22 protein-coding genes and 1 pseudogene are annotated in these 21,907 nt (G+C 61.0%); 13 read left to right on the forward strand and 10 right to left on the reverse strand.

Going from position 1 to position 21,907, the window contains the following annotated elements; all coding sequences use genetic code 11:
- Positions 1–47: 47 nt before the first annotated feature.
- Together AB7008_RS06345 and AB7008_RS06350 are read right to left on the reverse strand one after the other, a co-directional pair.
- Positions 48–1,472: a methyl-accepting chemotaxis protein gene (locus AB7008_RS06345; RefSeq protein ID WP_028157461.1), complete on the reverse strand. Its 1,425-nt coding sequence runs from the start codon at positions 1,470–1,472 to the stop codon at positions 48–50.
- Between the two features lie 108 nt (positions 1,473–1,580).
- Complete coding sequence (locus tag AB7008_RS06350; RefSeq protein ID WP_441258642.1) at positions 1,581–3,329, reverse strand: methyl-accepting chemotaxis protein; 1,749 nt, start codon at positions 3,327–3,329, stop codon at positions 1,581–1,583.
- A 203-nt stretch (positions 3,330–3,532) separates the two neighbouring features.
- On the opposite strand from AB7008_RS06350, the gene AB7008_RS06355 reads away from it, so the two are divergent.
- The 6 genes and pseudogenes from AB7008_RS06355 to AB7008_RS06380 all read left to right on the forward strand — a co-directional run.
- Positions 3,533–4,279, forward strand: coding sequence for a YebC/PmpR family DNA-binding transcriptional regulator (locus AB7008_RS06355; RefSeq protein WP_028150892.1), 747 nt, complete (start codon positions 3,533–3,535; stop codon positions 4,277–4,279).
- A 238-nt stretch (positions 4,280–4,517) separates the two neighbouring features.
- Positions 4,518–5,045 carry a crossover junction endodeoxyribonuclease RuvC gene (gene ruvC, locus AB7008_RS06360; RefSeq protein ID WP_028157463.1) on the forward strand — a complete coding sequence of 176 codons (528 nt, stop codon included), beginning with the start codon at positions 4,518–4,520 and terminating at the stop codon, positions 5,043–5,045.
- Complete coding sequence (ruvA, locus tag AB7008_RS06365) at positions 5,042–5,659, forward strand: Holliday junction branch migration protein RuvA (RefSeq protein WP_441258643.1); 618 nt, start codon at positions 5,042–5,044, stop codon at positions 5,657–5,659. The genes ruvC and ruvA overlap by 4 nt, the downstream gene beginning before the upstream one ends.
- Positions 5,660–5,679: 20 nt before the next feature.
- Complete coding sequence (gene ruvB / locus AB7008_RS06370; protein WP_174770139.1) at positions 5,680–6,714, forward strand: Holliday junction branch migration DNA helicase RuvB; 1,035 nt, start codon at positions 5,680–5,682, stop codon at positions 6,712–6,714.
- A 150-nt stretch (positions 6,715–6,864) separates the two neighbouring features.
- Positions 6,865–7,779 (forward strand): metallophosphoesterase, encoded by a 915-nt coding sequence (locus AB7008_RS06375; RefSeq protein WP_441258644.1) that lies wholly within the window; start codon positions 6,865–6,867, stop codon positions 7,777–7,779.
- Between the two features lie 72 nt (positions 7,780–7,851).
- A pseudogene (locus AB7008_RS06380) lies at positions 7,852–7,938 on the forward strand (acyl-CoA thioester hydrolase); the annotation flags it as partial.
- Here AB7008_RS06380 and AB7008_RS06385 read toward each other — a convergent pair.
- The 3 genes from AB7008_RS06385 to AB7008_RS06395 all read right to left on the reverse strand — a co-directional run bounded on the left by AB7008_RS06385 (position 7,911) and on the right by AB7008_RS06395 (position 11,419).
- Complete coding sequence (locus tag AB7008_RS06385; protein WP_038936755.1) at positions 7,911–9,614, reverse strand: recombinase family protein; 1,704 nt, start codon at positions 9,612–9,614, stop codon at positions 7,911–7,913. The pseudogene AB7008_RS06380 and the gene AB7008_RS06385 overlap by 28 nt on opposite strands.
- A gap of 204 nt (positions 9,615–9,818) precedes the next feature.
- Complete coding sequence (locus AB7008_RS06390) at positions 9,819–10,337, reverse strand: hypothetical protein (protein WP_441258645.1); 519 nt, start codon at positions 10,335–10,337, stop codon at positions 9,819–9,821.
- Positions 10,338–11,026: 689 nt separating this feature from the next.
- Complete coding sequence (locus tag AB7008_RS06395) at positions 11,027–11,419, reverse strand: SEC-C metal-binding domain-containing protein (RefSeq protein WP_085971534.1); 393 nt, start codon at positions 11,417–11,419, stop codon at positions 11,027–11,029.
- Between the two features lie 974 nt (positions 11,420–12,393).
- Here AB7008_RS06395 and AB7008_RS06400 point away from each other — a divergent pair.
- The 3 genes from AB7008_RS06400 to AB7008_RS06410 are packed head-to-tail and all read left to right on the forward strand — an operon-like array spanning position 12,394 to position 14,269.
- Positions 12,394–13,308: a DNA-processing protein DprA gene (locus tag AB7008_RS06400; RefSeq protein WP_038936758.1), complete on the forward strand. Its 915-nt coding sequence runs from the start codon at positions 12,394–12,396 to the stop codon at positions 13,306–13,308.
- Positions 13,283–13,927, forward strand: a complete 645-nt coding sequence (locus AB7008_RS06405; RefSeq protein WP_049803107.1) for a hypothetical protein — start codon at positions 13,283–13,285, stop codon at positions 13,925–13,927. The genes AB7008_RS06400 and AB7008_RS06405 overlap by 26 nt, the downstream gene beginning before the upstream one ends.
- A 12-nt stretch (positions 13,928–13,939) precedes the next feature.
- Positions 13,940–14,269 (forward strand): hypothetical protein, encoded by a 330-nt coding sequence (locus AB7008_RS06410; RefSeq protein ID WP_038936760.1) that lies wholly within the window; start codon positions 13,940–13,942, stop codon positions 14,267–14,269.
- 208 nt (positions 14,270–14,477) lie between these two features.
- Here AB7008_RS06410 and AB7008_RS06415 read toward each other — a convergent pair whose 3' ends face one another.
- The 4 genes from AB7008_RS06415 to AB7008_RS06430 all read right to left on the reverse strand — a co-directional run bounded on the left by AB7008_RS06415 (position 14,478) and on the right by AB7008_RS06430 (position 17,166).
- Entirely contained in the window at positions 14,478–14,969 is a 492-nt protein-coding gene (locus tag AB7008_RS06415) for a hypothetical protein (protein WP_038936761.1), read from the reverse strand.
- Positions 14,970–15,427: 458 nt separating this feature from the next.
- Positions 15,428–15,742, reverse strand: a complete 315-nt coding sequence (locus AB7008_RS06420; RefSeq protein WP_038936762.1) for a hypothetical protein — start codon at positions 15,740–15,742, stop codon at positions 15,428–15,430.
- A gap of 281 nt (positions 15,743–16,023) precedes the next feature.
- On the reverse strand, positions 16,024–16,185 hold the full coding sequence (locus AB7008_RS06425) for a hypothetical protein (protein WP_441258646.1): 162 nt from the start codon (positions 16,183–16,185) through the stop codon (positions 16,024–16,026).
- 777 nt (positions 16,186–16,962) lie between these two features.
- Positions 16,963–17,166 carry a DUF6894 family protein gene (locus tag AB7008_RS06430; RefSeq protein WP_131233107.1) on the reverse strand — a complete coding sequence of 68 codons (204 nt, stop codon included), beginning with the start codon at positions 17,164–17,166 and terminating at the stop codon, positions 16,963–16,965.
- Positions 17,167–17,661: 495 nt separating this feature from the next.
- Between AB7008_RS06430 and AB7008_RS06435 the strand changes: the two genes are divergently transcribed.
- From AB7008_RS06435 to AB7008_RS06445, 3 genes are all read left to right on the forward strand, one after another.
- Positions 17,662–17,895 (forward strand): hypothetical protein, encoded by a 234-nt coding sequence (locus tag AB7008_RS06435; protein WP_011084363.1) that lies wholly within the window; start codon positions 17,662–17,664, stop codon positions 17,893–17,895.
- Positions 17,896–18,141: 246 nt separating this feature from the next.
- A complete protein-coding gene (locus AB7008_RS06440; RefSeq protein WP_018646717.1) occupies positions 18,142–18,267 on the forward strand; it encodes a hypothetical protein in 126 nt (41 codons plus the stop codon).
- Positions 18,268–18,331: 64 nt separating this feature from the next.
- Positions 18,332–18,853: a hypothetical protein gene (locus tag AB7008_RS06445; protein ID WP_162131494.1), complete on the forward strand. Its 522-nt coding sequence runs from the start codon at positions 18,332–18,334 to the stop codon at positions 18,851–18,853.
- A 668-nt stretch (positions 18,854–19,521) separates the two neighbouring features.
- On the opposite strand, the gene AB7008_RS06450 is transcribed toward AB7008_RS06445, so the two are convergent.
- Positions 19,522–19,701 carry a hypothetical protein gene (locus AB7008_RS06450; RefSeq protein ID WP_038936765.1) on the reverse strand — a complete coding sequence of 60 codons (180 nt, stop codon included), beginning with the start codon at positions 19,699–19,701 and terminating at the stop codon, positions 19,522–19,524.
- A gap of 1,846 nt (positions 19,702–21,547) precedes the next feature.
- On the opposite strand from AB7008_RS06450, the gene AB7008_RS06455 reads away from it, so the two are divergent.
- On the forward strand, positions 21,548–21,709 hold the full coding sequence (locus AB7008_RS06455; RefSeq protein WP_080588741.1) for a Flp family type IVb pilin: 162 nt from the start codon (positions 21,548–21,550) through the stop codon (positions 21,707–21,709).
- Positions 21,710–21,907: the final 198 nt, after the last annotated feature.

Raw genomic sequence — 21,907 nt, forward strand, 5'->3', positions numbered from 1 at the left:
TCCAGATTTTTGATTCGTGGACGCCAAGGCGGCCGTCGCGGCGACTGTCAGCCCTGCCGAAAACCCATCCGGAAGGCGCCCCAATGCTTGCCGCGGATCACGATCGGCGAGGACAGGTCCTTCATCAGCACGAACTGCCCGCCGCCCATGTCGCGGCGATAGGTCTGGAGCAGGAACGGTTTTGTGTTGGCCGCGACCTTCTTCACCGCGCGGTCGCTGAACAGGCGGCGGTTGCGGCAATTGGCGTTGTTCCAGACGGGATCCTTGCCCTGCGGCAGGCGGTAGTTCGGGTTGTGGGTCGGCAGATAGCCGCCCTTGGCCCAGGCGACGCAGAACACGATGCGGGGGTCTGACTTCTGGATCGGGTCCTGGATGGCGGGCAGCACGCGGTCGGTGAAGTCGACGTAGCTGGTCTTGTATTGCTTGGGATCGGTGCCGGGGATTTCCCGGTAGTTCTCGTCCAGGAGCTGGTCGAGCGTGATCTCGCCGCGGTCGATTGCGGCCTCGAACTCGTCCGAGATCCGCTTTGCGGTCTCGACGACGACGCGGATCAGCGGCGCATCCGATGTCTCCACGCCGCTGTCGGCGATCATCGCGATCAGCGCTTCGGACGTGTCGAGCAGTTTTGTCACGCGCTGATCGGCGTTCTTGAGATCGCGCGAGGACAGGTCGACGCCCTTGGCGAGCTCGTTGAGCTCGCTGATGACCGTGTCGCAATGGCCGAGATTGGAGGTGGCGGCGCGCGTGACGCTGTCGATCTCCGCTTCCACCGAGGCAAAACCCTGCTGGACCCGCGAGATGATGCCGGAGATCTGCTGGGCGCCTTCGCCGGCGGTCTTGGCCCGTTGCGAGGCGTCGCTGCTCTCGCCGATCAGGCCTTCGATCTGGCCGTCGAGATCGCGCACGGTGTCGGAGATCTGATGCGTGGCCGCACGGGTGGCCTCCGCGAGATTCTTGACCTCGCTTGCCACCACCGCAAAACCGCGGCCGGCATTGCCGGCGCGGGCCGCTTCGATGGTGGCATTGAGCGCGAGCAAATTGGTCTGCTTGGCGATCGCCTCGATCGAGCCGGACACTTTTGCCACCTGCGCCAGCGCCGAGCCGACCGCGCTCAGGCGCGCCTCGATCCGCTCCACGGCTGCGACGAGCTCGGAGATGTGGCTGACCGCGGTGTCGACCGCGCCGCGCGACTGCGCGATCTCGCCGACCGCCGCCGATGCGGTCGATTGCACCGCCTGCGATGCGTTGGCGATATCGTGATTGGCCGAGACCATCGTCTCGGCCGTCTCCTGGAGGTGGTGGAACCGTTCGGACTGGTTCGCGACGCGGTTTGCGACTTCCTGGACGTTGCCGGCGATGTCGGCGAGTTCGACGCCGAGACCGCCGATGCGATCGGCGAGCTGGTCGATCAGACGTTCGGCAAGTGTCCGGTTGGAGCCGGTGTCCAGGACTGCCAGTTGTGCGACGGACATGTTTTGAGAGTCCTCTAGTCAGAGCCGTTCGCCGGCTCTCCGCGGCATTCCCATTCCAATTCCAGCCTTAAAGGGTGATTCGCGGCCGGCGTCTTGCCTGAGCGCGCACTACAGCTCGTAAGCCGTGCGGAATCCGCCCCAGTGCCGGCCCTGCACGCGGATCGGAACGTCGATCTCGCGCATCATCACGGTGTTGCCGTTGCCCATGTCGCGGGCATAGCTCTGGACCAGGTACGAGCGCAGGTTGCGCGCGGCGGCGAGCCCTGCCGGATCGTTGAAGATCCGTCGGTTGCGGCTGTTGGCGGTATTCCAGGCGACATCGCCCGGCCGCTGCGGATGCGAATAGATCTTGTTGTGCACCGGCAGGAAGCCGTTGCGGTCGACCATGGCGCAAAACGCCATGCGCGGTTCCTTGGCGAGAAAGGCTTCCTGGAACGGCGGCAGCGCGCGGTCGGCCCAGTCCAGATATTTCGTGCGGTATTGCTGCGGATTGGTGCCGGCGATCTCCGAATAATCGGTGTCGAAGAGGTCGTCGATCTTGACCTCGCCGCGTGCAACCGCCTGCTCGAAGATCCGGGTCAGCGCCGTGCCGGCTTCCATGGCGCGGGTGACGAACTCGGTGTTCTCCTCGTGGATCGACCAGAGCCTGTCTTCGATCTTCTCGCTGAGATCGGCGTTGGGGCTGACGAATTGCGCGCGGGCGCCGGCCTTGGTCTGCTCGACGACGCGCAGGCGGCAGGCGCCGACGCCTTCGAGGGTGCCGTCGACGACGGCCTGCGTGGCAAGCTTCGCCGCCTCCGCGCCGCCGATCAGCACGCCATCCATCGCGATCTCGTAGACCTGCAACACGCCGCGCGCGGTTTCGAACTTGAGATGGCAGGGCAGCCGCTCGGTCTTGCGACGGTCGTCGTGCTCGCTCTGGCGCAGCAGCACCGCGCAGCGCGATTTCAGCTTGCGCGCGAAGGTGGTGACGGCCTTGCCGGCGCTGGCGACGTTCTCGCCGTGGGTCTCGGCCGCCTTGGTCGCGGCATCGATCTCGGCCGCGCTCTCGCCGACCGAGATGATGAACTGCGACGCGCTTGCCGCGTTGCCGGAGACCTCGCTGGTGGTGGCATTCTGCTCGGCGACCGCGCCGTTGACGGTGTCGAACACCGGGCGGATCGCCTCGATTGCCTGCGCGATGCGGTGCACGGCGTCAGCCGAGCCGGCGGCGTCGCGCTGGAGCGCGTCGATCTTCCTGGTGATCTCCTCCGTCGCACCCTGGGTCTGCACCGCGAGCGCCTTCACTTCGGTGGCGACGACCGCAAAGCCCTTGCCGGCCGCACCCGCACGCGCGGCCTCGATGGTCGAGTTGAGCGCGAGCAGCGTCGTCTGCCGCGCGATCTGCGCGATCAGATTGACGACATTACCGATGGCGGCGGAGGATTCACGCAAGCGGTCGACATTGGCGCGGGCTTCCTGCGCCGCGGCGCTGGCTTCGTCGGCGAGCTTGCCGGCCTCGCGCACCTGCGCGCCGATGCCTTGCGCGGACTGGGTGAACTTGTCGGCGGCATGGGCAAAGGTGGAGGCGGTCGATTGCGCCGCATTGGTGCGGCCGGTGAGGGCGTCGGTGCGTTCGCGAATATCCGCGAGCGTTGCCGCGGTCGCCTCCGCGCCGCCGGCGACCGAATTGGCGGCCCGCTCGAGCTGGCGGATCATGGCGCCGAGCTCCAGTTCCAGCAGTTCCAGGATTTCCCTGGCGGAATCGCCCTCGGCCGACGGGGCGGGCGCGGGATCGACCGGCAACGGCGCGGCCTGTGGGGGGGCCACGGGCGCGGACAAGTCGGGCAGACGCTTCCGAAACAATGCGAACGCCATCAGGTCACTCTTGTCGGGGAACGGGCGGTTGCTATTTTCGCAAGCCGGAATGAAATCATGGTTAACGGTGCCTGACTCCTAGGCACGGGGCACTACGGTATTACCTTAAAGTCGTAGAGCCTCTTTCATTCCGGTGGGTTGGCGGCCTATAAGGCCGCGCTTCCCACGCTCACCTTTGGCGCACGATTCCTGACGAGACACGCATGGCCGGACATTCCCAATTCAAGAACATCATGCACCGCAAGGGGCGGCAGGATGCCCAGAAGTCGAAGCTGTTCGGCAAGCTGGCGCGGGAAATCACCGTCGCGGCCAAGCTGGGCACCCCCGATCCCAACATGAACCCGCGCCTGCGTGCCGCCATCATCGCGGCGCGCCAGGAGAACATGCCGAAGGACAATATCGAGCGCGCCGTCAAGAAGGCGCTCGGCAACGAGGGCGAGAACTATGACGAGATCCGCTACGAGGGTTACGGCCCCGGCGGCGTCGCCGTCATCGTCGAGGCGCTGACCGACAACCGCAACCGCGCCGCCTCCGACATCCGCTCCTTCTTCACCAAGTCGGGCGGCAATCTCGGCGAAACCGGCTCGGTCTCCTTCATGTTCGACCGCACCGGCATCATCGAATATGACCGCAGCGTCGCCTCCGACGACGCGGTGCTGGATGCCGCGATCGAGGCCGGCGCCGACGACGTGGTCTCGGGCGAAGGCGGACACGAGATCTACGCCTCGACCGAAGGCTATCGCGACGTCGCCAAGGCGCTGGAAGCCAAGTTCGGCGAGCCGCGCAAGGCCGCGCTGATCTGGAAGCCGCAGAATACGGTCGCGGTCGACGACGAGACCGGCGAGAAGCTCCTGAAGCTGATGGACCTGCTCAACGAGCACGACGACGTCCAGCACGTCTACGCCAATTTCGAGGTGTCGGACGCGCTGATGGCGAAGATGGGCGGCTGAGGTCGCCACCAGTCCCAGATTCCGCTGTCGTCGCCCGGCTTGACCGGGTGACCCAGTATTCCAGAGACATCCGAGGGAAACGGAGAAGCCGCGCCGTACTGGATACCCCGCCTTCGCGGGGTATGACGGCGTGTCTTTTGGTCGTCATCGCGGGCACCCAATCGCGACACCCCACTTCCCCTGTTACTTCCGTTCTGTTTCTGTTTCCCCCACCGCAGCCAGCCGCTATCACTGGCCCATGACTGCGCTCCCGATTCGTGGCCCCGTTCGCATCATCGGCATCGACCCCGGCCTGCGCCGCACCGGCTGGGGCGTGATCGAGGCCGAGGGCAATCGTTTGATCTACGTCGCCTGCGGCTCGGTGGAACCGCCGGACGATTTGCCGCTGGCGAGCCGGCTGCTCGCGATCCATGAGGGGCTTGCCGCCGTCCTGTCCGGTCACAAGCCGATGGAAGCCGCGGTCGAGCAGACCTTTGTGAACAAGGACGGGGTCGCGACGCTGAAGCTTGGCCAGGCCCGCGGCGTCGCCATGCTGGCGCCCGCGATGTTCGGCATTACTGTCGCCGAATACGCGCCGAACCAGGTCAAGAAGACGGTGGTCGGCGCCGGCCACGCCGACAAGCACCAGATCGCGATGATGCTGAAGATTTTGCTGCCGAAAGCCGAGCCGCCGTCCGCGGACGCCGCCGACGCGCTCGCCATCGCCATCACCCACGCCCATCACCGCCAGAGCACGGCGCTGCGGTTGAAGGTGGTGGGGATATGATCGGCAAGCTCAAGGGCCTGATCGATTCCTACGGCGAGGATTATGTCCTCCTCGATGTCGGCGGCGTCGGCTATCAGGTGCATTGCTCGGCGCGCACGCTTCAGCATCTGCCGGCGCCCGGCGAGGCCGCGGTGCTGTCGATCGAGACCTATGTCCGCGAGGACCAGATCAAGCTGTTCGGCTTCCGCACCGACCAGGAGCGCGAATGGTTTCGCCTGCTCCAGACCGTGCAGGGCGTCGGCGCCAAGGTCGCGCTCGCCGTGCTCGGCACGCTGGCGCCGGCCGATCTCGCCAACGCCATTGCGCTGCGCGACAAGGCCGCGGTGGCGCGTACGCCCGGTGTCGGCCCCAAGGTCGCCGAGCGCATCGTCACCGAGTTGAAGGACAAGGCGCCGGCCTTCGCCAATGTCGATCCCGCCGTCGTGCATCTCGCCGGCGCCGTCGACGACCAGCGCGCGCCGCGCCCGGTGTCAGATGCGATCTCGGCGCTCGTCAATCTCGGTTACGGCCAGCCGCAGGCCGCCGCGGCGATCGCATCCGCATCGCGCAGCGCGGGTGAGCATGCCGAGACGGCGCAGCTCATTCGCCTCGGCCTCAAGGAGCTCGCGAAGTGAGCGACCCCAAGGCCAACCGCATGGTTTCGCCCGAGCGCCGCAGCGACGATGTCGGCGACACCGCGCTGCGTCCGCAATCGCTGTCCGACTTCGTCGGCCAGCAGCAGGCGCGCAAGAACCTCTCGATCTTCATCGAGGCGGCACGCAAGCGTGGCGAGGCGCTCGATCACGTGCTGTTCGTAGGTCCCCCCGGCCTCGGCAAGACCACGCTGGCGCAGATCGTCGCCAAGGAGCTCGGCGTCGGCTTTCGCGCCACCTCGGGTCCCGTGATCGCCAAGGCCGGCGATCTCGCCGCACTCCTCACCAACCTCGAAGAGCGCGACGTGCTCTTCATCGACGAGATCCATCGGCTCAGCCCGGCGGTGGAAGAGGTGCTCTATCCCGCGATGGAGGACTTTCAGCTCGACCTGATCATCGGCGAGGGCCCGGCGGCACGCTCGGTGAAGATCGAGCTGTCGAAATTCACGCTCGTCGGTGCCACCACGCGCGCCGGCCTGCTCACCAATCCCTTGCGCGACCGCTTCGGGATTCCGGTCCGCCTCAATTTCTATACGATCGAGGAGCTGGAAAGCATCGTCACTCGCGGCGCGCGCGTGCTCAATGTCGGCATGAGCGCCGACGGTGCCAACGAGATCGCGCGCCGCGCCCGCGGCACGCCGCGTATCGCCGGCCGCCTGCTGCGGCGCGTGCGCGATTTCGCCTCCGCCGCCGATGCCGCCTCGATCGACCGCAAGATCGCCGACCACGCGCTGAGCGCGCTCGAGGTCGACGCCGCCGGCCTCGATGCCATGGACCGCCGCTACCTCACGACCATTGCGCAGAACTATGGCGGCGGCCCGGTCGGCGTCGAGACGATGGCTGCCGCGCTGTCCGAGCCGCGCGATGCGATCGAGGACATCATCGAGCCTTATCTCATTCAGTGCGGCTATCTCCAGCGCACCCCGCGCGGCCGCCTGCTCACCTCGCACGCCTTCCGCCATCTCGGCATCGCCGAGCCCTCGCGCGATGCCGCGGCACAGTTCGGCCTGTTCGGCACGGACGAGAGCGACGACTGATTGCGTTGATGCAAGGTGCGTCGGTCGTCATGAACTTCCGGTAATCTTTGTGCAAACGGTCTGCACGCAAATGCAGGCCGTCTGCACGAGCGGACCCCAATTCCGCTCCAATCGGGCCGCATCACAAAGCTGCATCACCATCGGGCTTCCATGATCACGCGTCGTCATCTCATCCGTTCCATCGGCGGCCTGTCCGCGCTCGGCGTCTCGACCGCGGCCTATGGCGTCGGCATCGAGCCGCTGCGGCTCCGCGTCACCCGTTATCACCCGACCCCGCGGCAATGGCCGGCGGATTTTCCGCTCAAGATCGCCATCGTCACCGACATTCATGCCTGCGATCCCTGGATGTCGCTGGAGCGTATCGAGGGCATCGTCGATCGCACCAATGCGCTCAACGCCGATGTCATCGTGCTGCTCGGCGATTATGTCGCGGGTGTTCACCAGGTCACGCGCATCATTCCGTCGAGCGAATGGGCCAAGGTGCTCGCGGGCCTCAAGGCACCGCTCGGCGTCCATGCCGTCATGGGCAATCACGACTATTGGGTGGACAGGGCCGTGCAGCAGGCCGGGCACGGGCCGACAGCCGCCCATCGCGCGCTGGAGGCGGCCGGCATTCCCGTCTACGAGAACGACGTCGTGCGTCTCACCAAGGACGGACGCTCCTTCTGGCTCGCGGGCCTCGGCGATCAGCTCGCCTACTATCCCGCGAAGCGCTATGGCCGCGCGCATCGGCTTGGCGCCGACGATCTCGCGGGCACGCTGGCGAAGGTCACCGACGATGCGCCGGTCATCCTGCTCGCGCATGAGCCCAATATCGCGCCGCTCGTACCCGCGCGCGTCGCGCTGCAACTGTCCGGCCATACCCATGGCGGCCAGGTCCGCCTGTTCGGCTGGTCGCCGGCTGTTTCGCCTCAGCACGGCGTGCGGCTCGCCTATGGTCACTTCCGGCTGAAATGCGACGTCATCGTCTCCGGCGGCCTCGGTTGCAGCATCATGCCGGTCCGCGTCGGCGTGCCGCCGGAAATCGTCGAAGTGACGCTGGGAAGGACGCCGGCGGTGGCATAACCTGCGCTTGCGCGGCCGGCTGTTTTTGCGCAAAACGGGCCGGTTGCAAAAAGCAAAGAGGCTCGCGACGTGACAGCCCATCTCGACGGCGAGATCCGCGACGGCCGCCATCACATGCAGGTCCGCGTCTACTACGAGGACACGGATTTCTCTGACTTGACGTTATCATAGTAGACGAACGCACTGATCTCTCTCGTCTTGCGTCGATTTTCTGGGAAAAGATTCATGCTAGAAAGGGAAGCGCTGTTCAGGTACGGAGTATACTCGTAGGGCATCCGCTTGCGAACCGGATGTACTACGATGCTGTCGATCAAGTTGCGAAAGGCGACGCGGGTTTCGATGGCCTTCGGATTAATCTTCAGCGCGGTGAGCAGTCTCTTGGCCTCCGAACGATATCGGTCACCGAACTTTGGATGGTCGAACGGGATCACGTTTTCGCCGCCACTACCCAGAAGCCGCAAGCGCTCCTTAACTGTTTCCCGTTCCACATCGCACTCATCGATCCGCTTGAGCAACTCATCCGGCTTGCGACGGCTGTTTGCGATGGCATATGACAAGCGTTCGATCTCAGTGGTCAACGTACGAAGTCTACGCTCTAAATTTGCGTGTTCGCTGTTCTTTTTCCGATCGTTCTTACGCTCCTCCTTCCAAGCACGCATCGCCTCTTCAATCGCTTTGGGCGAAAGCAATTTTAATTCCATTTTGCTTGAGACATCCTCAAGTAGCACGTCCATGTCAAAGCTCCGGGTGTGCTCACACGTGCCTCGTTGATGCGCGTTGGCGCATGCGGCGCGCGGAGCGCCATTCCTGGAGGATTGAGCGATTCGCATATTCCCGTTGCAGACACCACACCGCAGGACCCCAGCAAGTGGGTGCTCATTATTGCGCGGGATCACAGGACGGCGCCGGGGCTTGCCCGTCGGTCCGAACATATGGATGGCGCGGCCGCTGCGAACCTTCTGCGCCCTGTCCCAAAGCACTTGCGGAACAATCCGCAGCTCGGGCTTCTTGACAATGATGTGCCGGTCTTCCGGATTGCGGCGTTTCTGTTTCTTCTGCGTTTCCGGGTTCAGAATTGTTGATCGAACGTTCCAATGTATTTCGCCGATATACAGCTCGTTGCCGATAATGCCGCGACCGTGGCGACCGCCAGTTATGCACTGATGATTCCAGGTCGTGCGACCAGCCTTGTTCTTGTGACGGGTGGCGCCAGGCGAGGGCAAGCCTTGGCGCGTGAGATCGGCCGCAATATCTCGGGTTGAACGCCCCGATACATATTCGGTGAAGATGCGGACCACGATCTTCGCTTCGTTCTCATCGATCACGCGCTCACCGGGCGCGCCCGGCCTTGGCCGGTAACCGTAAGCGTATGAGCCAGGAATTCTTCCACTAGCGACAGCATTATCATGGCCACGCCGAACCTTGTCGGCGAGCTGCGGCTTATAAATCGTGTTGTAGAGACTTGCGATGCTGATGTCGGTGGCAGTCGCGTAAACGCCTTTCTGATCCATTAGCTCAACGCCATTGAACTCGAAAACTTGCTTGAGACGCTGGATGGTTGCGGGATCGCGCGACAGGCGATCGAAATGCTCAACGATCACAACATCAAAATCATGGTTTCGCACGCCATTGAGCAATTGCTGATAGCCGTCCCTCGCATATTCGGTTAGGCCAGACTTCGCGGCATCAACAAATGCACCGATGACATCTAGGTCGTTGCGTGCCGCGATCTTCCGGCAGAGCAATAGCTGGCCGTCAATCGAGGTCGCCTTTTGCATGTCGCTCGAATAGCGGGCGTATAACACGGCCCTCTTTTTTGTTGGCCCCGTCATCATGCCTTTCCTCCTTTCGGCTGCTCCAAACCGTCGTTTTCGTCTCGTGCAATCTGCCGTCCGATGGCGCGCGCCAGTTCAAGCCAAACTTCCTCATTGTCAGGATTATCCCAACCCTGAGGGTGGGAAGGATCAAGCGGTCGGATGATCGCCTTCTGCCTCCGAGGCGATCGGATTCGAGTACGCATATGGACCGACCGGCAAACGTTAACGTAAATTGTCGCCCAGCGCGATAGCTGGGCTGTGATCACTTGCGGTGCCTGCTTCTGTTATTCGGAGCGTCGATCGCGCCGGCAGAGACCCCTCCCTGATTTCACAATTTTCGTCGGCGTGGTGATCAGGTTCAGATCGTCCTTCAGCCACAGCTTTCGTCAGCCTTGGCCGTGCGCCGATAGAAATCACAGAAGGTCCACACTTGACCTTTGCCTCTGGAGTGCTCACGGAAGTCTCGATCTGAGTAATTGTGGGTCCAATCATGTTGACCGCTGCAGCGATCAATGAAAATGAGAGTTTTCTGGTGTCGCGGTGCTCCACATCGGGCGTTAGCGCATTCCTGCGATAGCGGTCGTAGGCGAGAGAATTTTTGCCAAACAAGGCGGAGTAAAAAAACTTGCGCCTGACGGCGACGAAAGTCCGATGCCCGTGTCCATATTTAGCGGTGCAGTTCTCCGCTCGAGCATCCGCTCCGTCTGATGCCAGCGGTTGCCGCAGACGAGACGGCTTCATTGATCAGTGAAATCCGGCGGTCGGCCGACAAATCGTGGCGCACGACGCTAGATGCGGTTGTCCTGATCTGAGTATACGCACGGAGGAATTGCTGAGACGCCGCCTGTTTTAGCCGCTACCTTCGTCGCTTGGGGAGATATGGAAGACCACAAGGGAGGCCTTCTTCGGCCGGTGCCGCAAAGTGCGGTGGAGGCTGAAAAGACAATCTTTTTGCAGGAGCCCACCCAATCGCGAAAATTTTCCACGAACCGGCCTCGCAAGCGCTGATCATCACCGTGGAAACGCGTCTGATGGGCCGAGGCGGCGGCTTGTTGCTCCCGGTGGATTGCGTTGCTTCAATCCTTGTCGTCTCCGAGGAAGCGCAGGTCAGCAGATAATCGTTCGCCGCCTTCTGATCGTCGCCCGAACAAAGGAGCCGATTGGCCGCCGGCAGGGCACTCACAGCGGTGAGCGAGTAAGCAGTACCTGCTCTCCATTGTCCCCCACGTCCTCTATACAAGCCTTATTGCCGGCCTGGTCGGCGTGTTCTACTGGGGGCTTCCCGGACTCTGACACCATTGATTGGTGTGCTATTCCCGGAAGTGGTGCCAGTCACTGTCTTCATCGCCTCCGCAATCATGGGCGTCCTTAGGCGCCACCGCGGATTGGATGCTCGAAGATGATCGTTGTTGGAGAGCGGGCATAACACCTTACGTTGCGCCCGGGCACCGTTTGAACTTGCGACCTGACCCGCATGGACATGGATCGTTGCGACCGATCTTGCGGCGTCCTACTGGGAGCGCCCCTGGTATCAATCGACGGGCATTTGGCGGCGGGGCTAGCCTTTTGAGATGAACGCGGCCCGCCGCGATGGCTTCCACGACTTCAGCGCGCTCCTCAACCATCGCCCGCTGATCGGGTGTGCCACCATATTCCGCTAACGCGCGCACTTCCCTTCGTGCCTCTGCGAAGTCCTGGCACCAAGCCAAAACAATCGCGTAGTGGCTACGGATGGGCACTATCATATCAGTCAGTTGGAAAGCCGCGAGCAACGGGAGCACGTGCTGTTCCATCGTCTGGCGTGCGCCGACGGGATCGGTCATGATCTGGAGGAAGTCGTCTACCGCCTCCTGACCTGTACCAGCGGTGGAACGGCCTGCGTTTGCCAGGACGTAGAATTTGAGCGCATGTAGGGGCGGGAAACTGAGCGGCGCTCGGTTTGGCCGCAGCCTGCGGCTGCCCCCTGGTGACGGTTTCTGGGTCTCGGCGCCATCGTCGCCGACGCGAATGATCACGTCCGGATGGAAAGGACAAACAATCGTGGCACGCGTCGTCAACAAGGCGTAGCGCACAGCTGATTGGAGATTAGGGCTCGAGCTCGTGGATCAACACTTCTTCGATAGTGGCAGAATCTAACCGCTTTTTTGACAGTCTGCGGCCCTTGGTTGGTGTTGCGGCTGCGCATTCGCAGACTGTGAACAACGTGTGGCCTGCGGATTTTCCGCATGGGAAGATGATGTTTTTCCCGTATGGTGATTGTCAACGTCCGCAAGAGGAAGGGGGCGGTCCCCCGCGAAGAGCACCGCCCCAAACCGACCCTCTACGGATCGTTCACCTTGGAAGCCGCCGCACCCTAACGGGTCGGCGGCGACCATAGGCAGAGCCGCGCGGACCACTGCCTAGCCGACACTATAGCTGGCTTCAGTTGTGGAGCCGGGGCGTTGCGAGCGAATTGCGCCAACTCGTCAACACCTTTTCCTTTTCGGTGGAAGGCCTCTCTTTTTAGTGGCGACTGGCTGACGGGTGCGCCTGGAAGGCCGACGATTCTTCATGTCCCATCCGCGTCAACGGCACGATACAGCGCTCGGGCCCTCGCTTGCGCGTCGAGCTAAATCAAGGGAGCGTTAACCATTTAACCCGATGATCAATAATGAGTTATTCGTATGTTCTTGCTTTGTTCTAATTGCATGCTACGCTCTGCTGACGCTTTTGTCCCCGAAAAGCGTTGGCTTCTCAAAATGGTGGACTTCGATTCTGCGGATTCGACGCCGCGGCAGGGGGTAGCTAGGGTTGGACGATGAACCTTCTCGCAAGAATGAATGACGGGCCGGCCGTACGGTCAATCTCGCCGTGCAGGGAGTTGGGTGCGTACGAAGCGCTGTGGCTCGAGAAGGGGGCCACCTTCAAAACGATCGCGGACAAGTTCGCTTCAGATCCGACTGCTGTGCCCTCCGACTTCGTTTCAGGGGCTGTAGCAGACGCTCGCGCATCCGAGGTCTTAGCGGCGCTTAAGAGGGCGGGCGTGTCTAGATTTGGCACGCGACTGAATCTCACGGGCAACTATCCACCGAAGCTGCGGGATGCGAGGCATCCGGTAGAGATGCTTTACTTCCAAGGCGCTTGGGAGCTCGTCGAGACCCGATGCGTTGCCGTCGTGGGCAGCCGCAATCCAAGCGAAACCGGGAAGTTGCGTGCGGGAAAGTTGTCACGTGCGTTGGTCGAGCGCGGCTTCACCGTCGTGTCGGGACTCGCGACGGGCATCGACACCGCAGCTCATACGGCAGCGATCGAAGCGAAGGGCCATACCATCGCGGTGATCGGCACACCGATCGGGGCCTACTACCCAAAAGAGAACCAGGCGCTTCAGCGAAGGATCGCGGAAGAGCATTTGCTGATCTCGCAGGTGCCGGTGTTGCGGTACGCAAGCCAGCACGTCCCGCAGAACAAGCTATTTTTCCCTGAGCGAAACGTCACGATGAGTGCTCTCACGGAGGGCACGATCATCGTGGAGGCCAGCGACGCGAGCGGGACGCTCACACAGGCGCGTGCCGCTCTTCAGCAGGGGCGCAAGCTTTTCATCCTCGATTCTTGTTTCAAGCGGGACGATATCACTTGGCCGGCGACCTTCGAGAAGCGGGGCGCGATCCGCGTCCGTGACTTCGCCGACATCTGGGGCGCGTTGGGTGATGGTCGGCCTGCTTCAGCAAATTGATGAAACCAACCGGCGAGATCACTGGTACCTCGACGAGGGTGACGATTGTCATTACCTCTACGAATACACGGCCGGTAAAGGTTGGCAGGGTGGCGACACCAATCAGCTGATTCACAATCTTCAGAAGAAGCGTAACGATGGCGGCTACCACTACAAAGCTCCGGCGATTGCCAGATGCGCTCGCGACCTGTCTGCGGTTTTGAACGCCGAATGGCTGGCCCAGGCCACGATCGTTCCGATGCCGCCATCGAAGGTGAAGACCGATCCTGCTTACGATGATCGGATGGTGCAGGTTTGCAGAGGAATCCGCGCCCCGGCGCCGCCAGACGTCCGGGAACTAATCGAGCAGATCGCCTCTACCGACACGTTCAAGGGCGGCAACCGGAAGGCACCGGCCGAACTCAAACAGAACTACAGGATCGCTGAAAACCATCTGCAAAACCTGCGTGGTATTGTCGGCATCTTCGACGACGTCCTCACGACAGGCTCCCATTTCAAGGCCATCAAGGAGATGATTTTGGAGCGCGCGCCACAGACGCGCGTGATCGGTCTTTTCGTCGCCAGGCGCGCGATTCCAAATCCGTTTGGCGAGGTTTCGATCGATGAGTTGTTGAGATAGGAGGCTGGGCTCATGACGGGTCAACGCGCACAACACGAACTGATTGACTGCTACGACTGCGGCAGCGGTGTCTCGTTTTCGGCCTTGGCTTGTCCTCACTGCGGCTCGCGTGAACCAACCGGGCCCTATGTGGAGAGCTCCAAAGGGCGACGCCTGCACCGGATCGAAGAGAAAAACGATCAGACCTTGATTGGCATGACGGTCCTGTGCTCCGGGATAGGCTTCTTCTACGGCGCGGTGATGATCGGCGCGTTCGGCGCCTTTGGCTACGGCTTGCTCGGCGCCATCATCGGCGCGCCCGCTGGCTTCATCATCAATGTTAGCCGGCGGCTTTTTGGCTGATGCGGCCGACGTTGCGAGAGGTCACGCACGATCTCCGACATGTCCTTCCCTGCGAAGAGAAGAAAGTTTGTTTGTTAGCTACACCGCGATCCTGTCACAGGAGGGCCCGTCCTGCCGTTCGGTAGCAGTGCGACCTACAATCAGGCGACGGCGAACACCTCGAGCGCTTCCACCGGGATCACCATTAACAATGCCGCGTGGCGCTTTATCAGCGGAAAACGTCGGCTACGACTTTCAGGATTTTTTCCTGGATCAGATCCTTCGTAATCTGAGATAATGTTGCTTGATCGGCTGGGCCGGCGTGTCCACCACGCCCTGGCGACATCGTGCATTCGTGGAACCGAACTTTCTGCTGCTCCTTCTCGCAAATTACCGAGAAACCGGGATTCTCATGGACGGGATAGCGGCGTTCACCCAGGAATATCGTCAACCTGATTGACGCCGGCACCGAACGACTTCGGCCATCTGGCGAAGGCTTATCGTCTTCGGTTGAGATCTCGTAGCTGTAGCCCTTGCCTTTCACGTAACTGCCGATCTCCTCCATCGCCGGGCGAACGATGGTGTCCCTTGCTTCGATGAACTCGCGCGAGAAAACCTCTTCCTTGGTTTCAGCCGCCTGCTTAGCTTCGGCGGCCAATCGCTTTGAAGCTTCATGCTTCTCAAACGCGGCATCGAGCTTGGATTTGATGTCGTCTTTCATTGTCCCATTTCCGTGCGGTACTTTTGTCGTCATGGTCGCTTGACCCGAGGTTGATTCGCGGACGACGAGGATGGCATTGTCAAAGCGTCGCGAGGTTAATGCCCGTCCTTATTCACAGGAATCAGCTCCCGCGTCGAACCGGCGCGTCCCGACCGCCCTCAATCGAGGCTTCGCCAAACCGGTGAAATCTCCACATCCAGGGCCGGGATCGCGCGACAAATACTGGCCGGCTGTACGCCGCGGGACCGGCTGCATGATGATGTCACGCATCAAGACAGTATTGAAACCGAGAATGAGGGACGGTGTCTCACCACCGTAAGCATGCACCACGACACTTGGCCACGTCGTGGTGGCGCCCTGCAGTCCGTCGTTTGCGCAGCCGCTGGCCTCACGATAGTGTCTCAGTTTGAAATTTAGCGAGACTTTGTCGGGGGCGCGGATGCAAAAGAGGAACTTTCTCAGTGACCGTCAATCTCGCGCATGAGCAGGTAGCGCCGCAGCACTGCCGCCGCCTCCTGCTCTGAGACTCCGGTCGTTTGCTTGCTGGGCTGGCCGTCGATGATCGGCGAGTAGGCTGCCGCCTGCCGTATGACCGCGTGAAGGTGCCGCATCTCGTCATCGGTCACGCGCCGGTTGAAGTAGAAGCAAAGCGTCTTCTCGTTTTCGGCATCGCGGCCGGCGGCGGGGCTGCGCAGGGGCTCCTGTTTCGCGCCGCTGACAAGCCGCAGCGCGGGCCCGGGGTGCGGTGTTCCGGTCTTGGGGGTGTCGGACACGGGACGATCTCTCTCAACGTGTGGGTGAGGCTACGGACGGAGTTTTGGGTAGGCGGCAGGCGCGCTTCTCCGCATTCGGCGATCGCCGAGAGCGTTTCGTTCTGATCAATGAGAAGAGAGATCGCCTTCGTCGCCCAGTCCTCGTAGGTCAGGGTGCCGGTTTCCCACAAGAAGACAAGCGCGCGGGCGACCGCGTTATGGCGCGATAATTCCCGCAGCTTGCAGAAAAGCTCGGCGTTCATTTGTACGGGCATGATCGTCTCTTCGTAGTGTCGGGGTTTTCAGTCGACGCTAGGTCCAATAAATGCCGGCTCGAGTCTGTCGGCGCGATCGCGCCAGTGGTCGCGATCTTTCGTGATCTCACGTTCGGCACGCGACACGCGCTCACCGAGTTCGCCGAGGGCCTTTCGGTGCCTAGCGAGCTGCTTCTGCAGATAGGCCATGCTGATCTATGCTCGCTCTGCTTTGTCATCGCGGGCGATCCTGCGCCAGTCGTCGGTGTGTGAGCCGAGTATGCGGAGCCGGAGCATCCCCTTCGTTTCTGCTATCGTTTCGGGGCATTTAACACCACAACCGGTTCCATAATCGGCGCCGATGGGCCACCTTTTGCCGCTTTTCTGCATGATCGGCTGAGGGTTAATAAACCCGGCGGCGCTCACCCCTCATCTGGCGGTCCTTGGTGGTTGCACCAGTTTTTCCAGTTGCGCCGGGTCCCAACGAAATCCCTTCAGGCGATAGGGGCGGCGCGCGCGGGATTTCGGAGGCACAATGATGGACCCAGTCGCCATGCAACTCTCTGGGCTTTTCGTGGTCTGTTTCAAAAACCGCTTGCATCTCGCGGGGCGTCCACAGATGGGGGTTCACGGCCTAGTTCTACTTGATGGGAAACAGGTTTTCCACGATACGAAAGTCAGAAAGTTGTTCGTCACGCAATCGCGCGAGACGTCGGCACGACCACGCCGTCCGCAGCGCGCTTGCCATCGCAGAACGCGGCCCAATCAGCCATCATCATGCGCCGCTTCGACCGCGCCGATATAGGTCTTGATGCACATGGTGCAATCGGGGTTCTTCGAAATCGTGCCTGACGGTGGCGTTGCAGGCAAGTCTAACTAGGGAAAACGAGCCCCCCTCAATCGGCTCGGTGGTCCCACAACTAGAGGCGGCTGCCCCCGGCAGATGATACGTCAGTAGTGGCCGAGACGTTTGATTTGGAAGCGCTGTCACACGCTTACGTAATAGGCCTCACCTCGGTCCCTACGTGTAACGACCACGCAGGTTGTACCCCGCAGCAGAGGTTGAGCACTCGCCAGATCTTTTGCTAGGCGTTCTGCCGCACGGAAGGCTTGCAGCTCGTCTTCGAATGCTAACCCGCCGGGGTCGTCGACATTCTGCTTGCCTGCCAGATTAAAGTAGAAACGGGCCATTCGTTCGCTCGCTTCGTTGCCCCACGGGAGTAATGAATAGTATTGGGCAATTAAGCAGAAGTTCTCTGATGTAGGGCTCATGATGCCGAAATTCTGCGAACGATTGGCGAAATGCGAAGTGCTTTCGTGCGTGGGCTTTGGAACGGATTGAGCCCGCACGAATTGCTGCCGACGCCCGAGAACGCCTCGTTCTATGGTCCAGAGATGCAGTGCTGTTTGTTCTGCTCGGCTGCGCTGCCCGGCTGCGCGGGCTGGCCGCAGAAACCGCTGCAAAGCGGATGCTGCGTCCTATCGGCTGGCGAAGGCTGTCTGCCAAATCGTCACCACGTTTCATGGCACAGAGCAGATACGGTATCGATCGGGTTCCACGGGGCGCGACAACACGGCCGGACCCAAGCTGATTGAGCAGAAAGACGGCGGATCACAACCATCAAACGCTGCTAAGCGTCATGGTTGCAATGCTAAAGTGCCTCGCCGACCGGCTGGGGAAACAACGTGGTTAAGGCAATTCGCAATACCGTCATGGCACTTACTTTTGTCGGCGTCGCCGGCAGCAACATGTTTTGGAATTTCATGAATGATTATATCGCCTGCGGCCTTGCGCTGGCGGCTTCAGTCACCGCCGGCTTTTGCGTTGAGCGCGTCTTCATCGAGCGGTCCCGTCGCGAGATGATCCGCCTCCACGGCGCGGACTGGCATTCGGCGGAGGACCGACAGCCCGGCGCATGAACGCCACTCCTCGCACGCTCGTCATCTTCATCATTGGATTCTTCGCATTCGATCCGAGGGGCCTGCCCTGATGACAAAGCCGTCCCAGCCATTCCGGATCGCTCGCATCGAGCGGCTAGTGGAGCTGCTTGAGGCAGACTACAGAATGGCAGTTGATCCGAATACCAGTGAGAGCAACACGAAATCGGGGGCGTCCGATCCGGAGGTGCTTGATTGCCAAGTGCTACCCGGTCCTGATCCAGGAGGATGCGAGCAGGCGCCTTCGTTGCGAGCGAACCCTACGGCATGGAGGTCTCGACCAAGGCGGTCGGCACGCCCGAGGAAGCGATAACGATCTGGAACGGCGACCGCCACAAGCTGACCCCGACGTAATCGAGCTACGCAATGACCAAGGGGCCGCGCTTGGCTAGAGCTGGTTTGTGCAGCAGCGCCAGGAGTGGATTCGGAAACCTTGGGCGTGTTCGGCTTCACCAACCGCGAGCACAAAGTCAAAATCTCGACGCCGCAGGGCTCGAGCGACGTGCAGTTGTTTCAGCGGCGGCGTTCGGGCGTGATATATTTCAGCGCTTCCGCCAAGCGCTACCAGCCGGTGATCGAGATTGCCTCCGGCATCGAGCCGGTGCAGCTGAGAAGGAGAGACGACCGTCAAGGCGCCGCGTTCGTCGAGACAGTTGGCCGTCAGGTCGATGTGGACGGACTGCAAGTGATCCTTGGTCTTGGGCATGAGGAGCAGGCGGTATTGTTCAAAGGTGATAAGCGCTTCCTCCTTGGGCCACGTGACCTGGTTATCCACGCCGATCTGGAGAGGTGGGAGCCGTTGCGGACGCAGAGTGTTTCCGGCAACACTCCTGCTCGGCTTCCTCGGGGGCGTACTCTGAGGCGTCGCCGTCAAGCAGCGCGAAAAAGCGCGCGGGCAGCTCACATTCCCGAGCCAGCCGGCGAAAGTACTCTTGAGTAAACGACATTTCGCCCAATGCCGGCCCGCCCATCCGGTTGCGGTCAGAATCGAAATCCACTTCGCGCCCCATTGAGAGGAGCGAGACAGCTTCCCTTGGTACAAAATAGGCGCGCCGCTTTTCTCCGTTGCGCTGGTAGACTAGGCCTGCACCAATGGGCCTCACAACTCGCCGGCGCGGCGACGGCACTGCTTGCTGGCGTTGCCGTCGCAAATGCGAGCCACTGCTCTCGCAAGAATGTGCTCGGCACGTCGCGCGTGATCGCTGTCGATGCGAAGGAATATCCACGCGTCGGGCGAAGAGCGTTTCCCAGACGTTGCGCTTGGCCGACCGTGAAGTTGTGCTCACTTTCGAGACGGGCCCAGGCCGCCGAACACACAGAGGGTGCTCGTCGCCGGTTGGATGCACGCCGGCGTTCATTCGGCCCATATGCTTCTGCGATGGATCTTCGCAATCGTCTCCACCACCAGCATCCCAACCTCCCCGCGGCGCCTGAAGGCCGCGCGATACGCCAAGCTCGATGCCGGTCTGAACCCTCAAAGTTCCGGCTATAAAATAGGAGCCTCGCCCCTATGGAGATAGGGGCGAGGCTGCTCCCTGCCCCCGGCGGGAGCCGCGCTGTAAAGAACAGCGCGCTACGGCGCAACGTTCGTTTCCCTCCGGGGGAGACTCACGCGCGTTCCGATTTTCGGTCCTCGGCGGCTCTTACGACGTTGCGCAACGCAATTTCAGAAAGGCGAATAACCAGCTGTTTGAGACGAGCAATCTGTTGCTTGCAGTGCTCCAGCACGAGCTGTTCGTCCGTCATCACCGATACTTCATGGCGATTTCCGTTGTCGTCATGATTCATATCGAACCTTTTCTGAGCAAGTGAGTACGAACGAAGAGTTTCCCTGTGCTCGCCAACCATTAATAGCCAAATCAGGGCGGTGGCGACAAACACAGCACGGGACGTACGAACGATCCCGTTACTCGCCCGAGCGTGTTGCTTCGGCCGCAGATTTGAACGTTATGTACAAAATATCGTCCGCTCGGCTATGACTCTCGTGCTTTACGCAGCGGTCGCATCGCATTCTCCCCCATTAGAAGCTCGGAATCCCGCCCTTGGCCCTTTTCAGGATATTGAATGAGACCTATTGCAAAATTGCCTCGACACCGGAAATCTACTTTAACGCTGTGCTGCGCCTAATTCGCATGCGGGATGCTATCAAGGCCTCTATCGCTTTGGTGCTTCCATCTCGGAGGGGCGGACACTTCCAAGCCCGGCGCAGCAGAACCTTGAAAACGTATTGATCAAATCTAGAACCTTATTGGGCATCAGTTGCGATCGCAAACGCGACGTCATTAACGAGAGGTGTGTGGGGTGTGCATCGAGATTGTTTGTTCCTGAATAGTGGCGAAGCTCCGCTTGACGATTATTCTCGAGCTTTCGAGCGAGCAATACCTAATCATTCTAACACTGTGAGCGCGCTCGCCGAGCTGCGCTCGATTGAAACCCGGAGGCGCCATTCAACCCAGCCCAGCGCTTAAGTATTCATTACATTGGCCTCGGATTCTTGCGCTTGCAGCTAGCTTCGTCAGTGGGTCGGCATAGTTTGCTGATCTGCAGGCTTGTTTGACATTCGGCAGTTGGCGCGAGTGGCAGCGGGGCAAACGGTCGACTGTCAGGCAACATCGGCAACCGTTCAGACGGGCGCCTTCCTGCCGATAACAGAGACGCAACTGCGCAGCAGGCCGAAACCACAAAAATGGTCGATCGCTTAGCCCTTCTCGCGACGTACTGATCACTCCATCAAAGCTGGTCTCGATCTGTAAAGACGGAGTGGCAGATTGGGGAAGGACTTGTCGGATCGATGTAGCCAAGCTGAGAAACGTTGTCGCGATTGCGGAAGCTGGCGATAAGAGAAGTTCACTTCCTCGATGAAGTCGACGCTTCGGCGACCAACATGTGCCATCATAAAGCGGATCGCCGGCCGGTTTGACCACCTGCAATCTGCTACGGGCCTGTTCGGCTGCCTATTGCAATTATCGCCTGATCCGGTCGTCCGGCCATGAATGCACGGTGGCGGCGGCGTCTCTGATCCAAAGGAAGCCGAGCGATCTGGTGAAGACGAACCGCCGGGACGCTGTTTCTCGCCCGAGTGTTACTCGCCGGCGAGCAAGCGTCCGGTCCCTGCACGTCGCGCAGCTCTGACAAGATTTCCCGAGCTTTCCACGGCAGCACTTCACGAGGACGGTTGATCGAGTGTTCCGTCAACCATGCGGGGGTGACCTGGTCATGCAGGTGGCGGAGCCCAAACTCCCTAGCGTGCAGGTTTATGACCACTGCCGAACTATCCCGAACCGTTCTCCCGGAGATATTGTGAGAGCACACGATGATCCCGATACTCTGCGGGAAATCCTTAGAAGGCCAGCAGGGGCCTATCCTCGACCGGGCATCCGACCGCGCGGCCGTGTTCGGCGCGATACTCCTCGGGCGAGATGTTGATCGCCAACGCCGAGATCGCCACCTGCACCCGCCTGAGACTAGTAACTGGACGACGAGAGGTTCACCGCGACTTTGCAAAGTGTGCGCGCATTTGTACGTTCCGTACAAAGTTTTGGCGCCACACCAAACGGATTCTCGAATGAGATTCTGCCGGCTTTAACAAATTGCCGGTAAATCCCGAGCGTTAGACCTTGGAAGGGCACGCACTGTGAAAACGCTAGTACACTTTTTACGCGATGAGTCCGGGGCTACGGCCATAGAATATGGGCTGATAGCGGCGGGTATTTCGCTTGCAATCATAGCGGTCGTGAATGGGCTAGGCACTAAACTCAATGCGAAATTCGCTTCGATCAGCAGCTCTCTGAAATAATCAAAAGCCGCCTCCCTTGGCGGCTTCTTTTCTCCACCGCATGTGCAAGAACGGCTCTAGTCAGAGGCGAGCTAGTCCTCTGAATTCGGCGGAACTTGAGAATTGGTGCGGCGAGGGGGTGAACGGATCGTCTCGATGCTGCTGCTCGGAAATTCTTGTTTTAGCGAAAGACACCTGGATGAGTCTTTTGGTCGTCGG

Origin of the sequence: Bradyrhizobium sp. 521_C7_N1_3 (assembly GCF_052075975.1) — a bacterium.
Lineage (GTDB): Bacteria > Pseudomonadota > Alphaproteobacteria > Rhizobiales > Xanthobacteraceae > Bradyrhizobium > Bradyrhizobium japonicum.

What these genes read in the sequence shown, in the direction of transcription:
- AB7008_RS06345 (WP_028157461.1), bottom strand. Translation starts at nt 1,472, where the DNA reads ATGTCCGTCGCACAACTGGCAGTCCTGGACACCGGCTCCAACCGGACA.
- AB7008_RS06350 (WP_441258642.1), bottom strand. Translation starts at nt 3,329, where the DNA reads ATGGCGTTCGCATTGTTTCGGAAGCGTCTGCCCGACTTGTCCGCGCCC.
- AB7008_RS06355 (WP_028150892.1), top strand. Translation starts at nt 3,533, where the DNA reads ATGGCCGGACATTCCCAATTCAAGAACATCATGCACCGCAAGGGGCGG.
- ruvC (WP_028157463.1), top strand. Translation starts at nt 4,518, where the DNA reads ATGACTGCGCTCCCGATTCGTGGCCCCGTTCGCATCATCGGCATCGAC.
- ruvA (WP_441258643.1), top strand. Translation starts at nt 5,042, where the DNA reads ATGATCGGCAAGCTCAAGGGCCTGATCGATTCCTACGGCGAGGATTAT.
- ruvB (WP_174770139.1), top strand. Translation starts at nt 5,680, where the DNA reads ATGGTTTCGCCCGAGCGCCGCAGCGACGATGTCGGCGACACCGCGCTG.
- AB7008_RS06375 (WP_441258644.1), top strand. Translation starts at nt 6,865, where the DNA reads ATGATCACGCGTCGTCATCTCATCCGTTCCATCGGCGGCCTGTCCGCG.
- AB7008_RS06385 (WP_038936755.1), bottom strand. Translation starts at nt 9,614, where the DNA reads ATGATGACGGGGCCAACAAAAAAGAGGGCCGTGTTATACGCCCGCTAT.
- AB7008_RS06390 (WP_441258645.1), bottom strand. Translation starts at nt 10,337, where the DNA reads ATGAAGCCGTCTCGTCTGCGGCAACCGCTGGCATCAGACGGAGCGGAT.
- AB7008_RS06395 (WP_085971534.1), bottom strand. Translation starts at nt 11,419, where the DNA reads ATGACCGATCCCGTCGGCGCACGCCAGACGATGGAACAGCACGTGCTC.
- AB7008_RS06400 (WP_038936758.1), top strand. Translation starts at nt 12,394, where the DNA reads ATGAACCTTCTCGCAAGAATGAATGACGGGCCGGCCGTACGGTCAATC.
- AB7008_RS06405 (WP_049803107.1), top strand. Translation starts at nt 13,283, where the DNA reads ATGGTCGGCCTGCTTCAGCAAATTGATGAAACCAACCGGCGAGATCAC.
- AB7008_RS06410 (WP_038936760.1), top strand. Translation starts at nt 13,940, where the DNA reads ATGACGGGTCAACGCGCACAACACGAACTGATTGACTGCTACGACTGC.
- AB7008_RS06415 (WP_038936761.1), bottom strand. Translation starts at nt 14,969, where the DNA reads ATGAAAGACGACATCAAATCCAAGCTCGATGCCGCGTTTGAGAAGCAT.
- AB7008_RS06425 (WP_441258646.1), bottom strand. Translation starts at nt 16,185, where the DNA reads ATGGCCTATCTGCAGAAGCAGCTCGCTAGGCACCGAAAGGCCCTCGGC.
- AB7008_RS06430 (WP_131233107.1), bottom strand. Translation starts at nt 17,166, where the DNA reads ATGGCCCGTTTCTACTTTAATCTGGCAGGCAAGCAGAATGTCGACGAC.
- AB7008_RS06440 (WP_018646717.1), top strand. Translation starts at nt 18,142, where the DNA reads ATGCGAGCAGGCGCCTTCGTTGCGAGCGAACCCTACGGCATGGAGGTC.
- AB7008_RS06450 (WP_038936765.1), bottom strand. Translation starts at nt 19,701, where the DNA reads ATGAATCATGACGACAACGGAAATCGCCATGAAGTATCGGTGATGACG.